Origin of the sequence: Paraeggerthella sp., assembly GCF_048427265.1 — a bacterium.
GTDB lineage: Bacteria > Actinomycetota > Coriobacteriia > Coriobacteriales > Eggerthellaceae > Paraeggerthella > Paraeggerthella hominis.
The window spans coordinates 1-14,379 of the sequence record NZ_DBFOSR010000109.1 but is presented as its reverse complement, the minus strand read 5'-3'; the positions used below and the strand labels follow the sequence as shown (position 1 = coordinate 14,379).

At 67.8% G+C, this 14,379-nt stretch carries 20 protein-coding genes; all 20 read left to right on the top strand.

Annotated elements, in window-relative coordinates:
* The first annotated feature begins 7 nt into the window (after nucleotides 1-7).
* The gene (locus tag ACMNI9_RS09685; RefSeq protein WP_418831830.1) at nucleotides 8-2,251 is read left to right on the top strand and encodes an AAA family ATPase; all 2,244 of its coding nucleotides are present in this window, start codon (nucleotides 8-10) and stop codon (nucleotides 2,249-2,251) included.
* 318 nt (nucleotides 2,252-2,569) lie between these two features.
* A complete protein-coding gene (locus ACMNI9_RS09680) occupies nucleotides 2,570-2,791 on the top strand; it encodes a hypothetical protein (protein WP_225749199.1) in 222 nt (73 codons plus the stop codon).
* Nucleotides 2,788-3,054, top strand: coding sequence for a hypothetical protein (locus ACMNI9_RS09675; RefSeq protein WP_418831828.1), 267 nt, complete (start codon nucleotides 2,788-2,790; stop codon nucleotides 3,052-3,054). Before ACMNI9_RS09680 ends, ACMNI9_RS09675 begins: the two co-directional genes overlap by 4 nt.
* A complete protein-coding gene (locus tag ACMNI9_RS09670; protein WP_418831826.1) occupies nucleotides 3,051-3,446 on the top strand; it encodes a RusA family crossover junction endodeoxyribonuclease in 396 nt (131 codons plus the stop codon). The genes ACMNI9_RS09675 and ACMNI9_RS09670 overlap by 4 nt, the downstream gene beginning before the upstream one ends.
* Complete coding sequence (locus tag ACMNI9_RS09665) at nucleotides 3,443-3,631, top strand: hypothetical protein (RefSeq protein WP_418831824.1); 189 nt, start codon at nucleotides 3,443-3,445, stop codon at nucleotides 3,629-3,631. Before ACMNI9_RS09670 ends, ACMNI9_RS09665 begins: the two co-directional genes overlap by 4 nt.
* Nucleotides 3,628-3,924 carry a DUF4406 domain-containing protein gene (locus tag ACMNI9_RS09660; RefSeq protein ID WP_418831822.1) on the top strand — a complete coding sequence of 99 codons (297 nt, stop codon included), beginning with the start codon at nucleotides 3,628-3,630 and terminating at the stop codon, nucleotides 3,922-3,924. Before ACMNI9_RS09665 ends, ACMNI9_RS09660 begins: the two co-directional genes overlap by 4 nt.
* A gap of 103 nt (nucleotides 3,925-4,027) precedes the next feature.
* Nucleotides 4,028-4,417 carry an HNH endonuclease gene (locus tag ACMNI9_RS09655; protein WP_418831820.1) on the top strand — a complete coding sequence of 130 codons (390 nt, stop codon included), beginning with the start codon at nucleotides 4,028-4,030 and terminating at the stop codon, nucleotides 4,415-4,417.
* Between the two features lie 115 nt (nucleotides 4,418-4,532).
* On the top strand, nucleotides 4,533-4,871 hold the full coding sequence (locus ACMNI9_RS09650) for a hypothetical protein (protein ID WP_418831819.1): 339 nt from the start codon (nucleotides 4,533-4,535) through the stop codon (nucleotides 4,869-4,871).
* Nucleotides 4,868-5,347: a P27 family phage terminase small subunit gene (locus ACMNI9_RS09645; RefSeq protein ID WP_418831818.1), complete on the top strand. Its 480-nt coding sequence runs from the start codon at nucleotides 4,868-4,870 to the stop codon at nucleotides 5,345-5,347. The genes ACMNI9_RS09650 and ACMNI9_RS09645 overlap by 4 nt, the downstream gene beginning before the upstream one ends.
* The gene (locus tag ACMNI9_RS09640) at nucleotides 5,340-6,833 is read left to right on the top strand and encodes a terminase large subunit domain-containing protein (RefSeq protein ID WP_418831816.1); all 1,494 of its coding nucleotides are present in this window, start codon (nucleotides 5,340-5,342) and stop codon (nucleotides 6,831-6,833) included. The genes ACMNI9_RS09645 and ACMNI9_RS09640 overlap by 8 nt, the downstream gene beginning before the upstream one ends.
* A gap of 41 nt (nucleotides 6,834-6,874) precedes the next feature.
* A complete protein-coding gene (locus tag ACMNI9_RS09635) occupies nucleotides 6,875-8,410 on the top strand; it encodes a phage portal protein (RefSeq protein ID WP_418831815.1) in 1,536 nt (511 codons plus the stop codon).
* Nucleotides 8,391-9,215, top strand: coding sequence for a head maturation protease, ClpP-related (locus tag ACMNI9_RS09630; RefSeq protein WP_418831813.1), 825 nt, complete (start codon nucleotides 8,391-8,393; stop codon nucleotides 9,213-9,215). Before ACMNI9_RS09635 ends, ACMNI9_RS09630 begins: the two co-directional genes overlap by 20 nt.
* Nucleotides 9,216-10,385: a phage major capsid protein gene (locus ACMNI9_RS09625; RefSeq protein WP_418831811.1), complete on the top strand. Its 1,170-nt coding sequence runs from the start codon at nucleotides 9,216-9,218 to the stop codon at nucleotides 10,383-10,385.
* A 3-nt stretch (nucleotides 10,386-10,388) separates the two neighbouring features.
* Complete coding sequence (locus tag ACMNI9_RS09620) at nucleotides 10,389-10,655, top strand: hypothetical protein (protein ID WP_225748997.1); 267 nt, start codon at nucleotides 10,389-10,391, stop codon at nucleotides 10,653-10,655.
* Nucleotides 10,652-11,410, top strand: a complete 759-nt coding sequence (locus ACMNI9_RS09615) for a hypothetical protein (protein ID WP_225748996.1) — start codon at nucleotides 10,652-10,654, stop codon at nucleotides 11,408-11,410. The genes ACMNI9_RS09620 and ACMNI9_RS09615 overlap by 4 nt, the downstream gene beginning before the upstream one ends.
* Nucleotides 11,407-11,904: a hypothetical protein gene (locus ACMNI9_RS09610; protein ID WP_418831808.1), complete on the top strand. Its 498-nt coding sequence runs from the start codon at nucleotides 11,407-11,409 to the stop codon at nucleotides 11,902-11,904. The genes ACMNI9_RS09615 and ACMNI9_RS09610 overlap by 4 nt, the downstream gene beginning before the upstream one ends.
* The gene (locus ACMNI9_RS09605) at nucleotides 11,901-12,902 is read left to right on the top strand and encodes a hypothetical protein (protein ID WP_418831806.1); all 1,002 of its coding nucleotides are present in this window, start codon (nucleotides 11,901-11,903) and stop codon (nucleotides 12,900-12,902) included. The genes ACMNI9_RS09610 and ACMNI9_RS09605 overlap by 4 nt, the downstream gene beginning before the upstream one ends.
* A 13-nt stretch (nucleotides 12,903-12,915) precedes the next feature.
* On the top strand, nucleotides 12,916-13,281 hold the full coding sequence (locus tag ACMNI9_RS09600; protein ID WP_225749213.1) for a hypothetical protein: 366 nt from the start codon (nucleotides 12,916-12,918) through the stop codon (nucleotides 13,279-13,281).
* A 421-nt stretch (nucleotides 13,282-13,702) separates the two neighbouring features.
* Nucleotides 13,703-13,951: a hypothetical protein gene (locus ACMNI9_RS09595; RefSeq protein WP_418831804.1), complete on the top strand. Its 249-nt coding sequence runs from the start codon at nucleotides 13,703-13,705 to the stop codon at nucleotides 13,949-13,951.
* Nucleotides 13,948-14,379, top strand: a 432-nt coding sequence (locus ACMNI9_RS09590) for a hypothetical protein (protein ID WP_418831802.1), incomplete at its 3' end; no start/stop codon positions are given. The genes ACMNI9_RS09595 and ACMNI9_RS09590, both read left to right, overlap by 4 nt.

The window sequence follows — 14,379 nt, the reverse complement described above, 5'->3', positions numbered from 1 at the left end:
AGAGAAGATGGCCGAAGGATACGATCTGGCGGAATGCCTGGGCGCGATAGACCCCGCCGCGTGCAGCTACGAGGAGTGGCTGCGCGCCGGCATGGCCCTGCACGCCGAGGGGATGCAGCTCGCGCTCTGGGACGAATGGAGCCGCCGCGACGCTGCCCGCTACAAGGACGGCGAGTGCGAGAGGAAATGGAGGGGGTTCGGGCGCTGCGGCTCGAGCGACGTGAAGGGCGGCACCCTCGTGCAGATGGCGCGCGACGCGGGCTGGTCGCCCGCCTGGGACATGGGAGAGGCCATCGGCTGGGACGTGTCTGAGCTTCCGGCGTCGTCCGCGCCCGGCCGCATCGTCGACCCGACGTGGGTCGAGAGCGCCGACCTCGTCGAGCCCGGGGCGGACTGGAGCGGGTCGGCGGACCTCGTGCGCTACCTGGAGGCGCTGTTCGACCCCGGCGAGGTCGTCGGCTACGTGGTGGAGGCATGGGACGACGAGGGCGCGTGGAAGCCGTCCAACAAGGGCCCGCACACCGAGACCGCCGGCGAGATAATCGAGCGCGTCAAGAAGCACGGCGAGGACATGGCGTCGTCGCTCGGATGGAACAACGCCGAGGCGGGCGCGTGGATCCGGTTCAACCCCCTCGACGGCAAGGGCGTGCGCAACGAGAACGTCGCGGAGTTCCGCTACGCCCTCGTGGAGAGCGACGACATGGCCGTCGGGCGGCAGCTGGCCATCATGAGGGAGCTGGAGCTGCCGGCGGCGGCCATCGTGCACAGCGGCGGAAAAAGCGTGCACGCCATCGTGCGGGTTGACGCCGCGAACTACGACGAGTACCGAAAGCGCGTCGACCTGCTGTACGCCACGTGCCGGGAGAACGGCTTGAAGGTCGACGTTCAGAACAAGAACCCGAGCCGCCTGTCCAGGATGCCCGGCGTGACCCGATCGGGCCGCAAGCAGTGGCTCGTGGCCACCGACGCCGGCAAGGCGTCATGGGCCGAGTGGCGCGAGTGGATCGACGAGCAGAACGACGACCTGCCCGACCCGGAGAGCCTGGCGGACTGCTGGGACGCGCTGCCGGAGCTGTCCCCTCCCCTGATCGAGGGCGTGCTGCGCCAGGGCCACAAGATGATGCTGGGCGGGCCGTCCAAGGCCGGCAAGTCCTTCGCGCTCATCGAGCTGTGCGTGGCCATAGCCGAGGGCGTGCCCTGGCTCGGCTTCGGCTGCGCCCAGGGGCGGGTGCTCTACGTCAACCTGGAGCTTGACCGGGCGAGCTGCCTGCACCGCTTCAAGGACGTCTACGGGGCCATGGGCGTCGAGCCGGCGAACCTGGCGAGCATCGACGTTTGGAACCTGCGCGGCAAGTCCAAGCCCATGGACCAGCTGGCGCCGTCGCTGATCCGGCGCGCGCTCAAGACGCGGCCCATCGCCGTGGTGATCGACCCGATCTACAAGGTCATCACCGGAGACGAGAACTCGGCCGACCAGATGGCCGCGTTCTGCAACCAGTTCGACCGCGTGGCCACGGAGCTGGGATGCGCCGTCGTGTACTGCCACCACCATTCGAAGGGCAGCCAGGGCTCCAAGCGCTCCATGGACCGCGTGAGCGGCTCGGGCGTGTTCGCCCGCGACCCGGACGCGCTCCTGGACATGATCGAGCTGGAGCAGACCGACGCGCTGCGCCAGCAGCAGGAGGACGCCGCCGTGTGCGCCGCTCTGGAGCGGGCCATGGCCGAGCTCGGCCCCGACGGATGGCGGGACGTGATCGGCGACGACGACCGCCTGTCGGCCAAGCGGTTCCTGGAGGGCGCCCGCGCCCTGCTCTCGCGAGCCGGCGAGCGCGCCGCGCTGGACGCCGTCGTGGCCGCGAGAGCCGCCGCCAAGGCCCGCACGGCGTGGCGCATCGAGGGCACGCTGCGCGAGTTCCCGCGCTTCGAGCCGCTCAACCTGTGGTTCGACTACCCGGTGCACCGCCCCGACGCGACGGGGGCCCTGTCGGACGTCGACCCCGAAGGCGAGGGCAACAGATGGGCCGGCAAGGCCGGCAGGGACCGTCGGGCGAAGACCTCCGAGGAGCGGAAGAAGGAGCGGCGGGCCGCGCTCGAGGAGGCGTTCTCGGCATGCGACACGGGCGGCGGCGTGACGCTCAAGGACGTGTCCGAGTTCATGGGCGTGACCGAGAAGACGGTGCGAAACCGTGTCAAGGAGCACGGCGGCTTCTGGATCGACGGCAGCTCGATCGGGCGGAAGGCGCAATCGTGAGGAGGGAAAAAAGCGGGTTTTTTCCTTCTCGTTCCGACGTCTTTTTCGACGCGAAGCGACGCTTTTTTCCTTCCGTCCGAAAAGACGCGAAGCGGGTTTTTTCCTTCTTTTCCCTCGCAGGGAAAAAAGCGGGAAATCCGGCTTTTTTCCGAGGGAAGGAAAAAGCTTACTACTTCGTAGTTAAAAAAGCTTTCCTTCCCTCACGGTCAGAGGGGAAAGGAAGGCGGGCGACAGCTTACGCCCGCCGTCCTCCCTTCCCCTGCCTCTGACGAAGGCGCCGAAAATCAAAACCAGAATGATAGAAGGAAGGTAGCAATTATGAAAGCAAGACGGTTGGACAAGAGGCTGGACGCGGCGAAGCGCATGCCCGCACTCCATCACACGCTGCCGGGCAGAGAATTCGACGCGAAGTCGAGCGAGGTGCTGCAGTGGCTCGCATCGCAGCCGGAGCTGATGTTGTACCTGTTCGACAAGGCCAGCGGCAACGGCCTCATAGAATACGACGCCGCAACCGGCACGTGGAAGGGGGCCTCGTCATGAGCTGGCCCGAGTACGAGACCATCGACACCTGTCCGTACGGCAGCGCCGTGGAAGCCGAGCGCGCGGGATTCTCGGCCTGCGAGGTCTGCGCGATACCGGACTACGCATGCGTCAAGATCGACGAGTACGAGTACGCCAGGCGCCACTGCCGGGATGGCTGCACCCACCCTGAACAGTGGCTGTACGGGTGCTGGTGCTGCGAGGAGCGCTACGACGCATACGACATGGTCGTGCCGTGCAAGCGGAAGGCGGTGAGCGAATGATCGAGTTCTTCGCCCCCATGGTGCCGCCGACCGCGACGCACAACGACCTCGTGGCCGTCTCCGATTCGCGCGGAAAGGCCCGTCTCGTCAAATCTGCGGCCCTGAAAGCGGCGGAGGCGAAGTGGGAGGCGCATCTTGCCGAACATGCCCCGCAGAAGCCGTTAGACGGCCCCGTGGCGATCGAGATGCGCATCTGCTGGCCGACGGGCGGGAAGCGCGCGCAGGGCAGCTGGCACGCCGTCAAGCCCGACGCCGACAACGTCGAGAAGACCGTGTTCGACGTCATGGCCAAGCTGGGCTACTTCGCGAACGACAGCCGGATCGCGCTGCACTCGACCGCGAAGCTGTGGAGCGATCCGGCGGGAATATACGTGAGGATGGAGGAGCTATGAAGTTCGTCATGCTAGTGTTCGCCGGAATGACCGTGATCGCGGTGGCCGCGCTCTCCATAGCCGGGTGGCTGTTCCATGCCGGCCAGAACATGCCCGCCTTCGCGATCCTCGTGGCCGGTGCGGCCTTCTTCTTCAGGATGCCCGCCGGCCTGTCCGGGAGCTTCAGCGAAGGCGGCGATCGGTGAGGGTCTACGTGGCGGGCCCCGTGACCGGCGTGCGCGGCCTCAACCGGTTCGCCTTCGAGGACGCCGCCGACCAGCTCGCCGAGCTCGGCTTCCGGCCCGTCGTCCCCCACTGGTTCGTCCCGCCCGACGCCGAGTGGCGCGCTGCGATGCGGTCCTGCATCGAGACGCTCGTCAAGTGCGACGGGGTCTGCCTGCTGCCGGGATGGAGGGCGAGCAGGGGCGCGCAGACCGAGTACCTGCTCGCGATGAGGCTGGGGATGGACGTGCGCGAGCTCCCACGCTGGCTCGGGTGACGCCTCCACCATCATGCACGGTGCCGGCGATCGGGCCGGCACCCTCCCGACAGCCCCGCGCCCCATCGCCGGCGCGCGGGGCGTCGCGCGCGAAAGGACGCTCATGGCCAAGCTGAGGATCCCCCGACTGGTGCCCGACGGGACGGCATGCCGCGTCGAGACGCACTCCCCCGCCCGTCCCAGGACCGGGCGCAGGCCCGACTCCGAGCGCCTGGCTTCGGAGCCGTGGCGAGCCGACGGCTACGGATCGGCGTACCGCAGATCCCGCCAGGCCGTCATCGAGCGACAGCGCGGGCGCTGCGCCGTGACCGGCGAGCAGGTGGCCGTGAAGGTGGACGGGACGTGGCGCATCTCCCAGCCAGGGGCCGGGGTGCACCATCGCGTCGCGCTCTGCGACGGCGGCGCCGACGACCAGGCGAACCTCGTGCTGCTGTCCGCCTCGGCGCACGCCCGCATCGACGCCGAGCGCAGGAGGGGTGAGGGGTCGGAATAGCCTCCCGCCACGCTTCCCCACCGCGCGCCAGTCTCAAGAGCGCATTTCGATGAAATTGGAGTATCGGCCGTCACGCTAACGTCACGGTAAGTGACACCTCGGCGAACATCAAAGCATGGAAACCATCAAGACATGCCCAGTGTGCGGGAGCGACTTCGCGGCGAAGCGCTCTACCGCAGTGTACTGCAGCCCCGCGTGCCGTAAGGCATCCCAGCGAAAGCGTCAGCTCGAAGAGGACTCCGGCCACCTGATCCAGGTGATCAAGATGGCGCCTCCCCATCCCGTAAAGCCGAAGCCGGCCACCGTCGACAACATCGCCGACGCGGTGATGATGGCGCGCGCCGCATCGACGTCCCTCAACCGCTACGCCTTGTCGTGCGCTCCGGCCCTGCGGGCGGTCTGCCTCAAAGCCGCGCTCGGAATCGACGAGGCGTTGAGCGAGGCCGGGCTATGAGCCGAGGAAGGAAGCCGGCGCCCAAGCTGGCGGCTCGCGACAATCAGGGCATCGACGCGGAGGTGGCGATCTGCCCGCGCGCTCCCGAGGTCGTGGCCATGAACGCGTACGCCGAGCAAGCATGGCACCTCGTCATGGACAACCAGACGAGGTTCCGCCGGCAGGAGCTGCCGCTGATCGAGCAGTACTGCATGGCGTACGCCATCAGCCGCCAGGCGCTCGACAACATGTCGGGCGAATACGGGACGATAAAGACCACGTGCCTAACGGCCGCCGGAAACGTCGTGCAGAACCCCGACTTCCGCACGTGGAAAGACGCGGTGAACCAGATGCGTCAGCTGTCGGGCGTGCTGGGCCTGGACACCCTCACCGCCGAACGGCTGAAGCTGACGCAAGCGGCGACCACGTCGCTCGCCGCAGACATCCCGAAGAAGGTCATGGAAGCGATGCGCACGATGCAAGGCAGCAATGGCTGAGGCGTTTCAGCCAGGCGTGGACAAGGCGCGCTGCAGCAAAGCCGGCATGTTTATCGCCGATGCGTACGAAGCATTCCTGACGTCCCATGTGCGCCACACGGACAACGAGTTCTTCGGCGTGCCGTTTAGGCTCGATCTGTTCCAGCGCGATATGTTCTGGCGGCCCGTGTTCGGCCAGGGACGATACGTCGGCAAGGGCGCGGCGCGGCGGTTCCGCCGCAAGATCAACACGGTAGTGTTCGGCTTGCCGCGAAACTCCGGCAAGTCCGACCTCGCATGCGGAACGCTGCTCACCATCGCCACCATGGAGCCTACCCACGCAGGCGAGTACGCGATCATCGCCGGGACGAAGGTGCAGGCGTCAAAGGACATGGGCAAGCTCAAGTCGATGATCCGGCAGGATCCCGACCTGCGGGCGCTATGGGAGATACGCAAGGACGAGATCGTCAACCGCGAGACCGACGCGCGCATCATGGTCATGCCGTACTCGGAGGAGGCCCTGCAATCGTGGCATCTCAACGTCTGCATCCTGGACGAGGCCCACATCTACAGGGACAGCGCGCTGTACGACGCGGTCGTTTCCGGCAACGGAAAGATATTCGGCGCGCTCACCATCATCATCACCACCGCCGCGAAGTCTCGCAGCGGCTTTCTGTGGGACAAGCTGCCCGAATGGCGCGAGGACCCTGCCGTGCACGTCGCATGGCTCGGAGCGCGCGACGACGAGGACGTGGACGACGAGCGCATGTGGAGGCGCACGCATCCCATGTCGTGGTGCGGCCTCGACTACATGCGCGACCAGAGGCGCAAGCTCTCGCGCGCCAGCTTCGAGCGATACGAGGTCAACCGCTTCCCGCTCGAGAAGTCGGCCGACCGATCAATGCGGATGTCGGACATCAGGGCTTGCCAGCGCGTGGAGAACGGCTTCGACTTCTCCAAGCGCTTCTGCCTTGCGATCGACGGCGCGACGTCGGGCGACGCATTCGCGATCGTCGCGCATCAGATCGCCGACGGCGTGGACTGCTGGCACGAGTGGGTCTACGACGACCCGGGAGAGGCCGGCTACTACCCGCTCGGCCAGATCGAGCAGCTGGTGGCGGAGCTGCACCAGCGCTACCGCTGCCCCGTCGGCATCGACCAGGCTCGGCTGCTCCTGATGGCCCAGCACCTGCAGGACGACTACGGCGTGGAGATCTACGAGGTCCCCCAATCCAACAAGGTGATGTGCCCGGCGTGCTCGCTCGTCGTGCAGACGGTGCGCTCGCATTCCTGCGCGCTCGAAGGGTGCCCGAAGCTGGCCGACCACCTGTCGAACTGCCGCGACCTGGAGCGCGAGCCGTTCGGCAAGCGCTTCGCATGCGAGAGGCACGGGCGCGGAACCGAGCGCATCGACGCCGCCGTCGCCGCGGCGATGGCCAAGTGGATGACCGCGACCATGCCCGAAACCCTCTCGTTCGCCGAGACCGGCGGCGTGTGGAGCGTGTGACACGAGAGGGATCATCCTCGGAAACGGCCGCTAGGAGGAACATGAGATCGCTTAAGGAGATCGTATCGGGATGGGCGTCCCCGAAGGCGCTCGCCGCAGGCCCGGCGCCCGTGGCGGGAGGCCCGCGCACGCAGCTCGACCTGCTCGACAAGATCCCGCCGAAGTCTAGGATCGAGAGGTACGGGGCCCTGCTGTCGAACGACTTCCTCGCATGCGAGACCGTCAAGGCGCGCGCGGTGCGCTCCCTGCCGGTCTCGGTGCTCATGCGCGTGGAGAACGGGCGCGTGCCGGACGACGGCCACTGGCTCGCGCCCGTGCTGCATCGCCCCAACTCGATGATGGCGTGGGGAGATCTGATCGCCTGGGCCATGATCCGGCGAGACGTCTTCGGAACGGCGTACATCCGGGTGGTCAGGGACCCGATCAGGGGCGCGGCGAGGGAGCTGCGGCCCGTGCTCGCCGCAGTCGGCTACTCGTTCGACCGCGCGACCGGCACGGCGACGTACTCGGCGGGGCGAGATTACTTCAACGATCCGTGGACGTGCCGCGAGGACGATCTCGTGGTCCTGAAGACCGACGTCAGCGAGGACGGAGGCGTCACGGGGCGGTCCATCGTGGAGATGGCGGCGAACGACATCGGGCTGTCGGTCGACCTGGTGAACTTCTACCGAACGCTGGTGGAGAACGGCAACTTCTTCCAGGGATGGCTCGAGACCGACAACCAGCTTTCCCCCGACGACGTGAAGGCGGTGCGCGAGTCGCTGGACGCGACCCGCGGCCCGGAGAACGCCGGGAGCATCCGCGTGTTCGACCGCGGGCTCAAGTACCACGACGTCTCGATCGCGCTCGACGGCATGGACATCGTCGCGCAGGAGAGGTTCGTCCTGGAGAAGGTCTGCCGAGCCTGCCACGTGGACATGCACCACGTGTTCGCAGACGACAAGGCGTCGGCCACGAGCGCGTCCGGCGCGGACATCGACTTCGTCAAGAACACCGTGGTGCCGGACGTCACGGCGATCGAGCAGGCGTTCCAGCCGGTGCTGGACCGCGCCGCGTCCCTCGGAGGGTCAGACAGCGGGTACCGCTTGAAGTTCAACGTCAACGGCCTGCTGAGGGGCGACTTCCGAACGCGAATGGAAGGGTTCCGCATCGGCGTGTACGCCGGGATATTCACGCGCGCCTGGTGCGCGACGCAGGAGGACATCCCCTGGCTGCCGGGCCAGGACAGGCTCCTGCAGCCGACCGCCTACTACGTGCTCGACGAGGACGGCATGCCCCAGCTCCCCGACGCGGCGACCGCCGGCACGTCCGGCCAATCCGACGGCGTGTCGGGGATCGAGGAGAGGGCCGCCGCCGATTCGCTGCGAAGGCTGCAGCCGGTGATAGCGGACGCGCGGCGCAGGATCGAGAAGAGGGCGCGCGCCGACGGGGACTGCGACAGGACGCGCGACTTCGCCGCCCAGGTGATGGCCCCCGTCGAGCTGGCGGCCGCCCACTGCGGCGCGTACCTCATGACGGGCGAGCTCGTAGACGACGCGATAGCGAAAGGAACCGACGATGCCGAACAGCGAAACTAGGGAGTGGTACCGGATCAACGACTCCGCCGACGAGGTGGAGATCTCCATATACGGGGACATCGGGGACACCTGGTGGGGCGAGAGCGTGAGCGCGAAGGAGCTGCTCGACGCGCTGAAGGAGGCCGACGGCAAGCCCGTCAACCTGAGGATCAACAGCGGCGGCGGAAGCGTGTTCGACGCGTACGCCATGATGAGCGCCCTCAGGTCCCACAAGGGAAGGGTCACGGCGCACGTCGACGGGGTCGCGGCGTCCGCCGCGTCGTTCCTCATCGCGGCCGCAGACGAGGTCGTCATGTCGAGCGTCGGCTGGATCATGATCCACGACGCGTCCATCTGGTGCAGCGGAACCGCGTGCGACCTGCGGGAGACGGCCGACTGGATGGAGCGCGTCGACGACCAGATTGCCGGCATCTACGCGGCGCGGGGGGCGCTGTCCAAGGAGGAGTTCGCGGCGGCCATGGACGCGACCACGTGGTACACGGCCGACGATGCCCTCGAAGCCGGCCTTGTCGACAGGGTCGAGCAGGCCGTCGCCGCAGCCGTCTGCGCCACGAACGACGCGGCCACCATCGAATCCGCTCCCCAAGGAGCGAAGGCCCTGCTAGGCGAGTTCTCGCCATGCGAGGCCGTCAAGGCGCGCGCAGCGTTCCCGCCGTCCGGCTCGCGTGATCCCGCGCCGGCCGTCGCGGGTGACACGTCCGCGACCATCGCAGCAGACGGGGCGGACGGCCAGGAGGCCGGCCAGCCGGAAGCGCAGGAGCGCGTCGTCGTCATCGACTCGAAATTGTACAGATTGGAGAACTAGATGCCTGGAATCGCAACGCTGCAGGACAGCCTGCGCGAATACGAGGGTCAGGTCGCCGCGCTCGTGGCGTCCGGCGACAACGACGCCGCTCGCGAGATGAGCGGGCGCATCGCTCTGACCCGAGAGCTGATCATGGACGCGGCCGCCGAGGTCGAGGCCGAGAACCGCGCGCTGCGCGAAGCAGGATCGGCGACTCGCGCCGAGTCCGCCACTATCGGCGCGCAGCTGCTCGGCGACATCGCCGCGTTCGCCGGGATCTCCAACGGCTGGCAGGGCCGCGCGCCGATCGGCAACTCCATGCCGAGCCTCGCGCGCCCGGCGAACGCCGTGTCCGGGCTTACCACCCCGCAGATCTACCGCTACGACATCGGCGGCCCGGTCGCCCCGCCTACCGGGTTCCTCGCAACGATCCCGAAGGGCGCGACCGAGGGCGACGAGCACTTCTACCGCGCCCCGGTCCTGACGAACAACGCCGCAGGGTGGACCAGCGGCAACAAGCCCGAGTCCGCTCTCCAGTGGACCCCGGCGGTCGCCAACCTGGAGACGATCGCGCACTGGATGCCCATCAAGCGCCAGACGGCCAACCGATACAAGCTGCTCGAGAGCATCGTGACGAACTCGCTTCTGCTCGGACTCGACCTGCGCTGCAACGAGTACGCCCTGCGCGGCTCCAACAGCAGCGGCATCGTGGGCGTGCTCAACACGACCGGCATCCTCGAGCACAATAAGGCGTCAGGGAAGAACATCAAGGACACCCTCGCCGCCATGAAGCGCAAGGTCCGCGTCGCCACCGGCATCGCCCCGACGCACGTATGCCTCTCCCCGTACGCGATCGAGGAGCTGTCCGAGGAGAAGGACTCCACCGGGCGGTACCTGTTCCCTGAGATCGCAAACGGCGGCACCATCGCCGGCCTGACCGTCGTCGAGGACGTGAACATGACCGTCGCTGCTCACGACAGCGTGCAGGCCAAGGAGTCGGCGCTGGTCTACTACCCCGCCGGCGCGAGCTTCGACGTGGCCGACCCCGAAGAGGTCATCGTCGGCCTCAAGGACAGCCAGCTGATCCAGAACGAGTACACCATCCTCGCCGAAACGACCGCATGCCTGCGCGTGGACATGCCGGCGTGCTTCTGCCATTGCGCGGACCTCGGCATCGCGGCGGAGGCGTAGGCCATGGCCGGGGTCTACACGGCCGAGGAGCGCGTCGTCCGCGACGGCGTGCTTATCGCCTTCGAAGGCGAGGTCATGACGAACGAGGAGGCGGAGGCGCGAGGTCTGATCGCCGCCGTCGAAGAAGAGCCGGGACGCAAGGCGAAGACGCCGAAGGAGGAGCTGGCCGAGCGCGCCGGAGCGCTCGGCATCGAAGTGCCGAAGAAGGCGACCGTCGCCGAGATCGAGGCGCTCATCGCCGAACGCGCCGGCGGCGGGGATGCGAAATGACCCTGCTGCTCCGAAAGGACGTCGAGACGAGGTGGGCCGCATCGGACGGCCCCGTCTCGGTCGAAACGTCGGGGGCGAGCGCCACGGCCGTGTGCGGCAGCGTGAGCGCAGAGGCGCGCGTGGAAGGCGGCATGGCCGTGCTCGCGGAGAAGGACGCCGTCAAGCTCATGCCCTCGCCCGGGCGCTACGAGATCGCGTGGGAATGCGGGGTCGAATCGTTCTCGACCCATGTGGAGCGCGTCGGCGCTCGGTACTGCTCCCCCTCCGACGTGGTCTCGTACGGCCGGAAGAACAACGACGGGTTCGAGGACGAGGCCCGCTACCCAGCAGCGGACATCGCCGCCGCCATCCAGGCCGCCGAGGAGACAATCGAGGACTGCACCGGGAGGAGCTTCTGCGAGCGCGGGATCAGGGTTCGCCTGTCCCCCGGCCTCAACGAGCTGCCCGTGCAGGACGCCCGCGAAATCGACTTCGGCGAGCTTGTGAGCGACCGGCAGGCCGTGTCCGAATCGCGAGGACCGGCCAACGTGAAGTACGGCGCGACTCCCGACGCGAGGATACGCGAGGCCGCAGTGAGGCTCGCGGCTTCCGCGCTCCGCCCGCGCCTGGGTGCGGAGAACGCGCGGGGCCAGAGCGTCGACGGCGTCTACACGAGCTACACGCTCGCGACGGGCGCGGAGGGGGCGTGGACTGGCATACCGTACGTTGACGCCGTCATAGAGGGCCGCAGGTCGCGCCGCGCGGTGATCGCATGATCGCCGACGTGGCGGGGCCCGCCATCATGCGCGTCCACGCGGACCTCGAAGCCCTGTTCTCGCGCATCTCCGAGCTGACCCCGAACGTGCCGCGGCCGCGCGTGACGCTCGACCTGCCGGGATCGGAGCCCGAGCCGCTGCACGTGGCCACATGGGGCACCGCCAGGGAGTTCGGCGTATCGGGCTTTTTGACCGGAGGCGTGCTCGGGGTCACGTTCCACGTGTGGGTCACGGTCGCGGCGACGGCCCCGACCTCCGACGAGGCCGCCAGGATAGCCAACGCCTACCAAGCGGTCGCGATGCAGCTCCCTCTCGTGGACATCGACCTCGGAGGAGCCGCCAACGAGATCGGCGTCCCCCAGGTGAAGGAGGCGGAATCCTGGGGCGACTCGGACGGGCGCAGGCACGCGGGGTACCTGCTCGACTACGAGGTTTCGGTAAGCGTGGCCGCCTCTCCTGAGGCTGCAAGAATCATCGAGGAGATGAGCATATGAACAAGAACCATGGAACGTTCGGACTCGGCAAGCAGACCGCCGCCGGGTCCCCTGCGGCACCGACCGTGACCGTCCTCGCGAGCGCGGACTCCGAGGGCATCGACGCATCGACGTCCACGGACTCCGTCAGCCTGACGAACGGGAAGCGCGACACGACCGCGGGGCGCTACATATCAGGCTCCGAGGCGACCGCGAAGCTGACGACGCTCGCGTTCGCCGACTTCATCGGCATGGCGCTCTTCGGGGCGCTCGGCAGCGACTCCGTATCGGGGGAAAGCGCCCCTTACACGCACGACATCAAGATGGGCGAATCGCTTCCCTATCTGACGTTCGTCCAGCAGGTCGGGGCGTCCGACGCGGCCCTCCAGCAGCTCGAAGGATGCAAGGTGGACTCGCTTTCGATCTCCGCAGAGGGGACGAAGCCGCCCAGCGTGGAGATCGCGCTCAGGGGATGCGCGGCAAGCTGGCTCGCGGCTAAGGCATGGAACGGCCCGGCCTTCGACGCGTCCAAAGGCTGGTTCAAGACGGCGGGCGCGGAGGTCCTCTTCTCCCCCACGACCAACGAGCCCGCCGCGGTGCCTCCGTCGATCGACCTGTCGAGCCTGTCCTTCAAGGTCGAGAACGCGGTCGAAGCGTCCGTTCCCCTCGGCCAGATCGCGCCGAAGCGCCAGACGGAGAAGTCGGCCACCGTCACGGTCGAGCTCTCCGGAACGACGGATTCGACCGAGATGTACCGGCTCGTCAAGACCGGGAGCAGCTCTGGCACGTCCGTCGCGGACTCCATCGTCGTCGGCTCCCTGCAGGTCAAGTTCAAGCACACGGTCCACGAGGATTGGTCGCTGACAGTCAAGATGGGCGCGATCCCCTGGAAGGTGAACGCCATGGGCGTGTCCACCGACGGAGGCCCGTTCGACCTCACGCTGTCCACGGACGGCGCGATAAGCGTCGGAGGCACGTCCATCGAGGCGATCCTCGTAAACGACACGGCGAGCTACTAGGAAGGAAGGCGACATGGAGAAGATCAAGCTCGGCAACCTGGAGAACGCCTACCGCATCGTCGGCCCCGACGGCCGCGAGGCCGTCACCGTGACCACGCCCTCCATGTGGGCCGTCGCCGACGAGTTCGCCGACGGGCTGCGCGCGTCGGGGACGCACACGGAGCTGTGGATCCTGAGGAAGATGACGTTCGCCATCCAGATGCAGGCGGCGCAGGCGGAGGGGCTGCACCCGGAAGGCCCCGTCACGCTCGACGGCATCTGCGAGTTCCTCAACTCGTGCAAGGTCGAGCCCGTGCCGTCCGAGCGGATCCACACCGGGGGCGACGAGCCGGAGGACCCTACCGCGGCCGCCCGGGAAGGCGGCCTGGAAGCGGAATAGGGGACCTCGCGGCGGCGCTGGCGGCGAAGACCGGGTCCGATCCAGCCGCGCTGGTAAGGCTTCTCCGCGAGGATCCGCGCTCGTTCGACTCCATTTGGTACTCGGCGTTCCCTCCGCCGGAGCAGGGCTCGTGTGACATAGATGCGATCCTCCGAGGCGAGGCAAGCTAGGAGGATCGCGAGTGCTCGACGTAGACGTGAAAATCGGGGGGATCGACGCGGTCAGCGCCGCGCTGCGCGGTGCGCAGCCGGAGGTGAGGCGGGCCACCGTCCCCGTGATGGAGATGGCGGCCCGGTCCATAGCTTCGAGGGCGACGTCGATCGCGAACCCGTCGAGCCCCCATAACCTATGGCGCGGATCCCGCGGCGCATCCCTTCGACCGCGGTACGCGGCCAACCGGAGAGGGCCGTACTGGTTCCGCGTGGAGACTCCTGGGGGGAATGTCGGAAAGGCCGAGGCGATCGCCGAATTCTCCCGCCTCGCCGTCACCCCCCAGGGAGGCGCGCTCGTCTCGGCCCTCACGTCTGCGCACGGCAGGCCGGGCGGCGCCGGGAACGGGCGCATCCTATGGCGCGCGGCGGACGGGATGTCCGACGACGTCTATTCGAGCGTCCGACGCGCCGTCGACGCCGCAGCCGCGTCCATCGAGGGCAAGATGGGCGGCGCATGATGGCCGGCAGAGGATCCGTGAAGCTGTCCATATACTCCACCTTCGACGACAAGGGGACCAAGAAGGCGCAGAGCGCCATGAAGCGGTTCGCCAAGGAGTACGGCACGGTCAACGACGCCACGAAGGCGTTGGAGCTCGACCCCGTCACCAGGGCGCTGGCCGAGCAGTCGATACAGGCGGACATGGCGTCCGCGAAGTGGGCCGGGTACTCGTCCACGCTGGGATCGATCGGCTCGAAGATGACCGCCGGCGTGACGGTTCCCATCGTGGCCGCCGGGGCGGCGACAGTCGCGGCGGCCGTCGACATCGACAGCTCGCTGACCAGCGTCAAGAAGACCGTTGACGGAACCGAGGAGCAGTACCGGCAGCTCAAAGACGCTGCAATCGAGTTTTCTGAAACGAACGCCGTCAGCGCGTCGCAGATCCTC

Coding starts and splice junctions, on each gene's coding strand:
- ACMNI9_RS09635 (WP_418831815.1), top strand. CDS start 6,875: ATGAGATCGCTTAAGGAGATCGTATCGGGATGGGCGTCCCCGAAGGCG.
- ACMNI9_RS09625 (WP_418831811.1), top strand. CDS start 9,216: ATGCCTGGAATCGCAACGCTGCAGGACAGCCTGCGCGAATACGAGGGT.
- ACMNI9_RS09605 (WP_418831806.1), top strand. CDS start 11,901: ATGAACAAGAACCATGGAACGTTCGGACTCGGCAAGCAGACCGCCGCC.
- ACMNI9_RS09670 (WP_418831826.1), top strand. CDS start 3,051: ATGATCGAGTTCTTCGCCCCCATGGTGCCGCCGACCGCGACGCACAAC.
- ACMNI9_RS09610 (WP_418831808.1), top strand. CDS start 11,407: ATGATCGCCGACGTGGCGGGGCCCGCCATCATGCGCGTCCACGCGGAC.
- ACMNI9_RS09680 (WP_225749199.1), top strand. CDS start 2,570: ATGAAAGCAAGACGGTTGGACAAGAGGCTGGACGCGGCGAAGCGCATG.
- ACMNI9_RS09655 (WP_418831820.1), top strand. CDS start 4,028: ATGGCCAAGCTGAGGATCCCCCGACTGGTGCCCGACGGGACGGCATGC.
- ACMNI9_RS09675 (WP_418831828.1), top strand. CDS start 2,788: ATGAGCTGGCCCGAGTACGAGACCATCGACACCTGTCCGTACGGCAGC.
- ACMNI9_RS09600 (WP_225749213.1), top strand. CDS start 12,916: ATGGAGAAGATCAAGCTCGGCAACCTGGAGAACGCCTACCGCATCGTC.
- ACMNI9_RS09630 (WP_418831813.1), top strand. CDS start 8,391: ATGCCGAACAGCGAAACTAGGGAGTGGTACCGGATCAACGACTCCGCC.
- ACMNI9_RS09685 (WP_418831830.1), top strand. CDS start 8: ATGGCCGAAGGATACGATCTGGCGGAATGCCTGGGCGCGATAGACCCC.
- ACMNI9_RS09665 (WP_418831824.1), top strand. CDS start 3,443: ATGAAGTTCGTCATGCTAGTGTTCGCCGGAATGACCGTGATCGCGGTG.
- ACMNI9_RS09640 (WP_418831816.1), top strand. CDS start 5,340: ATGGCTGAGGCGTTTCAGCCAGGCGTGGACAAGGCGCGCTGCAGCAAA.
- ACMNI9_RS09615 (WP_225748996.1), top strand. CDS start 10,652: ATGACCCTGCTGCTCCGAAAGGACGTCGAGACGAGGTGGGCCGCATCG.
- ACMNI9_RS09620 (WP_225748997.1), top strand. CDS start 10,389: ATGGCCGGGGTCTACACGGCCGAGGAGCGCGTCGTCCGCGACGGCGTG.
- ACMNI9_RS09650 (WP_418831819.1), top strand. CDS start 4,533: ATGGAAACCATCAAGACATGCCCAGTGTGCGGGAGCGACTTCGCGGCG.
- ACMNI9_RS09645 (WP_418831818.1), top strand. CDS start 4,868: ATGAGCCGAGGAAGGAAGCCGGCGCCCAAGCTGGCGGCTCGCGACAAT.